Raw genomic sequence first — 6,386 nt, forward strand, 5'->3', positions numbered from 1 at the left:
TGCCGGGGCCTCTCCAGCGCCTGAAACCTGCGGCTAGAACACCGAAACGGCCTCGCGGAGCCGAGCACGGCCCCACCCGGCTGACCCGGGCTCGTTATATGTGCCACAACTCGGGGAACTGTTGCGAAGCCGTACTCACGCTGGTGTAACTCCGGCATCCTCGGCAAGGTGAGCACTGTGGAAGGAACGCACGCTCGCACTGAGGTGCGATGGGCTGTCGAGCGTCTGCGCCTCGTTGGGCGCGGCTCGCAGGATGCGTTAGCGCATCTGGGTGAACGATCCCTTGACCTAGGCTCGTCATGCATGGCAGATTTGTTCCACGTGAAACATCGGCAGTGGGTCGGTGAACGCGTGGCACTGAGGAGGTGCGTGATGCGGGGTTTGACGTATGAGGGTGAGGTGCTGACCGTTGAGACGCGGTCGTACGAGGCTGGTGTGACCGACAACGGTCGGTCGTTCCCGGCGGGGGAGTCGACCACGGTGAGTCTCTTTGACGGGGCGGCGATCACGAAGTGCAAGGTGTCCAAGCACGCTGAGGCTGGGTTGCTGGAGGCGTTGCGGGCTGCTGCTGGGACGCATCAGTCGGTGGCTCTGCGGGTCGAAGTCGCTTTCGGCAAGGTCCAGATCCTCGGCGATGCTCTCGCTTCTGTCTGAGGTGCGACGTGCTGTGGTCCGATCTGGCTCCGATGGCGGCGACTGTGGCGTTCTTGGTCGGCCTGCCGGTCGGGATGCTCTTCGGGCGGATGTCGTAAGTGGCTCCGGCCGACGTGGTGTCTGCTGCCGACGTGGCGTGGGACGCGGGCACGTTCTTCATTCTTGGCTGGGTGGCCGGATGGGTCGCTGGACTCATCCGCTCCGGCCTGTGATTCTCCGGCCTGCGGGCGTCCAACGATTGGCCGGGGGGAGGTGTGGAAAATGGATTTCACTGGTGTGACTGCTGCTCTGACGTCTGCGATGACGGCTAACAGCGCTGCTGTGGTCGGTATCCTCGGCATCAGCCTGGGGACGGGCTTCGTGTTCCGTCTGATCCGTCGGGCCGCGAAGTGATTCGGCTGCGTCGTCAAGAGGGGCCGGGGTCCCGGGGTGAGTGCGCTGTGCGCACGGTCCCGGGGTCCCGGCTCCTTGCCGTTGTGGGCCGTGTTCTTGCGGCTCTCGGTGCGGCGGTCCTCGTTGCCGTCGACGCTGATTGGGCGAGCGCGTGAGGCGCTGGGCCGCCTCGGTGCTGGCGGGGATCGCGGTGGCGTTGTCGCTGTCGCTGGTGACGACGGTGGCTGCGCCTCCGGCGTCGGCGTTGACGTCGTATCCGTCGCCGGTCACGGTGCGGGGCACTCTGAGCGCTGGGTCTGCTGTGGCCGCTGGAGCTGCGTGCGCTACCGGCCTGGGGTGTGCGTACGCGGTCGCCAGGGTCGGGATGTTCGCCTACGAGACCAGGGATGTGTGGATGCCCTTTGTCAAGGGCCTGTTCGGGCATGGAGGTAGCCACTCTGGGTCGACTCAGAGTACGGGCTGCTCGGGTGCTGCCAGCGCGGCGATTGACGGTGCGGCGGTGACGATCACGGTGTCGTGGAATGGGTGCCTTGCTACGGCGTCCAAGCCTGGCTGGACGGGCGGTCGTCTCGCGTGCCGTTCTGCTGCCGGTGTCGTCACTACGGTCGCCGCGCCTTCGGGCAGCGCTGGCTTAGGTACTCTCGGTGCCACTGCGGGGTCCATGAGTACGACAGTGTCTCTGTGCGGCACTGGCTCTGTCGTCGCCTGGACCGATGTGACGGTCGGTGTCTGCTGCTACGGCAACCAGTTCGGGGTCGTGTCAGTGTCGACAGCTGTCCCGAGCGGGAGTCTCTCGCAGACGTCGACGGTCACGTGCCGTGCTCCTGACAACGCTGTCTTTACCCTCACGTCGACGTGGACCGGGGGCGACGACGACGGCGTCGGGATACCGTCGTGTGATGGTGCTCTGGCGGGCTCCATCCCCGAGCGTGTGAAGCTGACTGGTGGGTGGCCCGGTGCTGAGGAGACGGTCGCCGACACGACGTTGCCTACGAAGTCGTCGTTGGCCGGCACGTACCCGGACTGCTTCTCTGGCGGCGCGTTCCTGCCTGAGACCTGTCGCGTTCAGGTGTGGATTAACGGGCAGCCGTGCACGTCGTCTCGACCGATCTGCGCGGATTGGCAGGATGCCTCAGCCGACGGGTCGGTCGTGCGCTGCAAGATGGGCAGCTACGTCGTCCCCATGTCGTCGTGTGACCTGCTGGAGAACTCCTACGATCCCGGTGTCACGCCGTCTCCGCTGACCACTGTCGTGGGTGACAAGCCCGCTCCGACCCCCGGGTCGGGCACGTCGCCGTCCACTGGTCCGTCCTCGTCTGCCAGCCCTGCGCCCACGACGGGCCCGAATCCCGATCCCACGACTGAGGACCCGCCGACGGTCTCGACCCCTGGCTACGGCAACTCCAAGGGGTGCCTGGGGCAGAACTGGTCCTGGAACCCCGTCTCGTGGGTTTACGCCCCGGTGAAGTGTGCGTTCATCTGGGCGTTCGTGCCGTCGGTGACGCTGCGGAACCCGTTCCCGGACATGAGCGCCTGGGCCGTCGCGTTCCCGTCGGTGACGGGTGGCTGTGCCAGCCCGAGCGTGGATATCGGTGCGGGTGGGTCGAAGCCGATGGGCTGGTGCGATGCCTCGGTGCAGAGTGTTGCTGATGCCGGTCGGCCGTGGGTCGACGCGGTGATCGTGGTGTGCGGTGCTCTGGGGATCTGGCGTCGTCTGTCGCGTAGTGCGGGGGTCGATTCTGAATGATTGTCGATGTCTTCTTCACCCTCTGGAATGGCGTGATCGCGCTGGTTCCACCGCTGCCCTCGCCGCCGTCGTGGTGGCCGACGTCGGGTATCTCGATCCCGCTCATGGGTATCGCCTCGCCGGGTGTGGTCACGGCGGTGCTGGCGACCTACCTGTCTGTTCTCGTCCTGTCGTCGGTGATCTATGCCGCACGACGGGTTGTCTCTCTACTCACCCTTGGAGGTGGCTCGCTGTGAAGATCCGTCCCATCACCGCATTCGTCGGCATGAACGGCTCCGGGAAGACGATGAGCGCTGTTCGTGCTGCGCGCCGTGCCGGTCGTCGCCTGGTCACGAACGTGCCCGGGGTTCCTGACAGTCGACACTTCACCAACCTGTCGAGCCTGCTCAGCATCGGGTTCGAAGACTCCGATGTTGTCTTCGATGAGGCCGGGGTGCTGTTCTCGTCTCGGAACCGCTCCAACGATGAAAAGTTCCTGGAGGTGGTCCAGCAGCTGCGGAAGCAACGGGCAAGGCTGTTCTGGACCGCGCCGGCGTACGCCCGGGCGGACAAGGTTCTGCGGGAGGTGACGCAGGAGGTCGTCCGGTGTACCTCCTGGTTCCCCGGCACCGACCCGGCCACGCCGTGGCCCCGGGCCCGCTTCATCATGCTGCGCGGCTATGACGCAGCCGATTTCGACGCACTCGGCCAGTCCTTCGACGGACGCAAACTCCGGGTGCTGGGTCGAGAGCTCTACCGCGCGTCGAAGTGGTATGACCAGTTCGAAACGCTGGGCAAGGTCACCGGCCTGGACGCTCCTGGCCCTGTTCCGGTCCTGGCCGCTGCTCCTGAGGACCCTGACCCGTGGTCGCCTCCGGTTGAGCCGTCGTGGCTCGACACGCCGCGCCCGACCCGCCGTCACGCCCGATGAGCCGCGCTGGGTGGATCGCGGCCGGGTTCTTGGCGCTGGGGCTGGCGCGGTTCCTGTTCGGCTCCGGTGTCCTGCGGTGAACGCGAGCGTGCTGACCCCGACCCTTACGCTGCCCTCGATCGTTCGGTTTCCGTCGACGGAGCTTGTCGGTCTGGCTGCGGCGCTGTACGGCCGTTACGAGGGTGTGGAACGTCAGATCCGGGTCCGTGAACGGCTCCAGGTCGAGTACGTCGACGGCCGCGAGATCTCGTTCCCTCAGGCCGACTTCGTTGAGCGGTTGAAGGCTGAGGGGCCGATCCATCGTGTTGAGGTCGCCCCGGGCTACGTTGCGGTCAAGGCAACTGACCCGGTGCGCGCGATCCGAACGTATGAGCGCCAGGCGGTGGCCACTGCCAAGGCTGAGGCTGTGCGGACGCTGATCGAACGACGTGCTGAGGTAGAGGCGTGCGAGGCGTCACGGTGCGGGTGCGGGGGAGCCGAACCGGACTGCTTCGGTCGAGAGATGGCGCGGGCCGCGCTGGCTTTCCTCGATCACGAGGGTGTCTCCCGGCTGCATTCGTGGTCTGCGAAGTCGCGGGCTCGGATGACGGAGAAGATCGGCCGTCTCGATGTGTCGCCCATGTTCGATGAGGGCGGCACACCAGCGTTGATCACGTTGACGTTGCCGGGGGACTGGCTCGCGGTCACGCCGTCGGCGAAGGTTTGGCAGAACCAGATCCAGAAGCTGCGGCGTCGGTTCCGTGACAAGTGGGGCCACTCGATGGTCGGGTTCTGGAAGCGTGAGTTCCAGGCTCGCGGGGCACCGCACTGGCACATGATGGGCTGGGTGCCCAACGATCCCGGGTTCCGTGCGTGGTTGTCTGAGACGTGGGCAGACATCGTGGATGCCCCGTGGTGTGGGCATGTGTTCCCGGCCCGGATGTGTCGGCTCAGTGACCGGCGTGAGGTCATCGTGTGCTGTGACTATCACCGGCATCTTGAGGCCGGTGCCGGCGTGGACTACTACGAGGGTGTCCGGGCCTCAGATCCGCGCCGCATGGCGATCTACTTCGGCAAGCACTCCTCGTTCGCCGACAAGGAGTATCAGAACCAAGCACCCCGCGAATGGGTCCACGACCCGGCCTGTGAAGACGACCTGTGTGAGGGCTGCTCCGTGAGCGGCGTGGGCCGGTTCTGGGGCGTGTGGGGCCTCCAGGATGCTGCCCGGGCGTCTCAGATCCCCCCGGACCTTGCTGACGCGATGGTGCAGATCATGCGTCGGTGGGCCCACACCAAGAGGTACGCCGTCCCGACCACCGTCTGGCGCAAGCGCTACAGCACTCGAGTGGACACCAGCACCGGCGAGATCACCGAAACGTGGCGTTGGCGCAAGCGTCGGTCGACTGCGGTGGTGAAGCGTCTGGCCGGGGGACAGCGTTCGGGCTGGCTCCTGGTCAACGACGGTCCCGGCCTGGCCTCGCAACTGCAACGAGCGGCCCTGCAAGCCGTGTGGACACCGCAACGGGGCGGTCGATCCGGGGCCGGACCGATCGGGTTCCTTCCCTAGCTGCACCCGGGTGATCGCAGGGACCTGCGACCACCCAACCCGGGCTCTACGCCAGCCCAGCCAGCGGCCTCCTACGCCACTGGACCGCCCGACAGGCTCACCGTGCCGGTCGGGCCTCAGCCATGCCCGGAACTGGGCACGGAGGCCCCGTTACGGGTGTCCAGCACGCTCGAAGTAGCGCCCGGTGTGGTCCGGTGGCGATGCTCGACTCTGCCGGGGCCTCTCCAGCGCCTGAAACCTGCGGCTAGAACACCGAAACGGCCTCGCGGAGCCGAGCACGGCCCCACCCGGCTGACCCGGGCTCGTTATATGTGCCACAACTCGGGGAACTGGTGCGAAGCCGTACTCACGCTGGTGTAACTCCGGCATCCTCGGGGAGATGAGTACGCGGGATGGGAGTCTGGGTCGCACGTTGGCGACTTGGGGACGGCGGCACCTGGACGGGATCGAGTACGGGCCGCAAGAGCCGCTGCGTGAGCTGCGGGCGGTGTCGCTGGCGCAAGAGAACTTGTCAGACTCCGTGATGTACCTGACGGCGGCTGCGCGTGCGCAGGGTGCAACGTGGGCGCAGATCGGTGCTGTGCGCGGGGTGACGCCGCAGGCTGCGAGATCTCGCTGGCTGGCGTGGGTGCAGCGCCGTCAGTACGGCGATTGGCTGCGCCATGAGGTCTTCGGTGGCGTGATCCCGACGCGGTACGTACCTCGTCAGGGGCGGAAGCGTCGTCTCCGCTCCACGGGCACAAGTTGACATAATGTCGCTTATCGGCGGTTCTGCTGATCTGGCTCCAGGCCGTCCTACGAGCGCTTGCGACGCTCGCGCGCAGCGAATCGCCTCACCAGAACGGCAGGCAGACCACCCGGGAACTCGTTATGCCAACGCTCGCGATCCAGAATGAGCGCAACCTTTCTTGCGTACGCCGACGCCGCAGCCTGGCGGCTCACACCGAGCGCCGTGCCGATCTGATCCCACGTCGCACCCTGACGACGCGCCGCAACCACCAGTCGAGCCCGCGCCGAGACCAACAGCGCCTCTGCAGCTGCAATGTCACCCAGATGCGCTAACGCATCCTGCGAGCCGCGCCCAACGAGGCGCAGACGCTCGACAGCCCATCGCACCTCAGTGCGAGCGTGCGTTC

The 6,386-nt window shown here is 66.6% G+C and carries 6 protein-coding genes; 5 read left to right on the top strand and 1 reads right to left on the bottom strand.

The window, feature by feature from the left end; translation table 11 throughout:
• Positions 1–303 precede the first annotated feature (303 nt).
• The 5 genes from Q1V88_RS19525 (at position 304) to Q1V88_RS19545 (ending at position 5,250) form a co-directional block, all read left to right on the top strand.
• Complete coding sequence (locus Q1V88_RS19525) at positions 304–654, top strand: hypothetical protein (RefSeq protein ID WP_300683671.1); 351 nt, start codon at positions 304–306, stop codon at positions 652–654.
• Between the two features lie 1,054 nt (positions 655–1,708).
• Entirely contained in the window at positions 1,709–2,794 is a 1,086-nt protein-coding gene (locus tag Q1V88_RS19530) for a hypothetical protein (protein WP_300683673.1), read from the top strand.
• Complete coding sequence (locus Q1V88_RS19535; protein ID WP_300683675.1) at positions 2,791–3,030, top strand: hypothetical protein; 240 nt, start codon at positions 2,791–2,793, stop codon at positions 3,028–3,030. The genes Q1V88_RS19530 and Q1V88_RS19535 overlap by 4 nt, the downstream gene beginning before the upstream one ends.
• Entirely contained in the window at positions 3,027–3,704 is a 678-nt protein-coding gene (locus Q1V88_RS19540) for a zonular occludens toxin domain-containing protein (protein WP_300683677.1), read from the top strand. The genes Q1V88_RS19535 and Q1V88_RS19540 overlap by 4 nt, the downstream gene beginning before the upstream one ends.
• A gap of 76 nt (positions 3,705–3,780) precedes the next feature.
• Entirely contained in the window at positions 3,781–5,250 is a 1,470-nt protein-coding gene (locus Q1V88_RS19545) for a hypothetical protein (protein ID WP_300683679.1), read from the top strand.
• A gap of 795 nt (positions 5,251–6,045) precedes the next feature.
• Here Q1V88_RS19545 and Q1V88_RS19550 read toward each other — a convergent pair.
• Positions 6,046–6,386, bottom strand: a 341-nt coding sequence (locus Q1V88_RS19550) for a hypothetical protein (RefSeq protein WP_300683681.1), incomplete at its 5' end; no start/stop codon positions are given.

The organism is Nocardioides sp., from assembly GCF_030150155.1.
Taxonomy (GTDB): Bacteria; Actinomycetota; Actinomycetes; order Propionibacteriales; family Nocardioidaceae; genus Nocardioides.

Coding starts and splice junctions, on each gene's coding strand:
- Q1V88_RS19525 (WP_300683671.1), top strand. CDS start 304: ATGGCAGATTTGTTCCACGTGAAACATCGGCAGTGGGTCGGTGAACGC.
- Q1V88_RS19530 (WP_300683673.1), top strand. CDS start 1,709: ATGAGTACGACAGTGTCTCTGTGCGGCACTGGCTCTGTCGTCGCCTGG.
- Q1V88_RS19535 (WP_300683675.1), top strand. CDS start 2,791: ATGATTGTCGATGTCTTCTTCACCCTCTGGAATGGCGTGATCGCGCTG.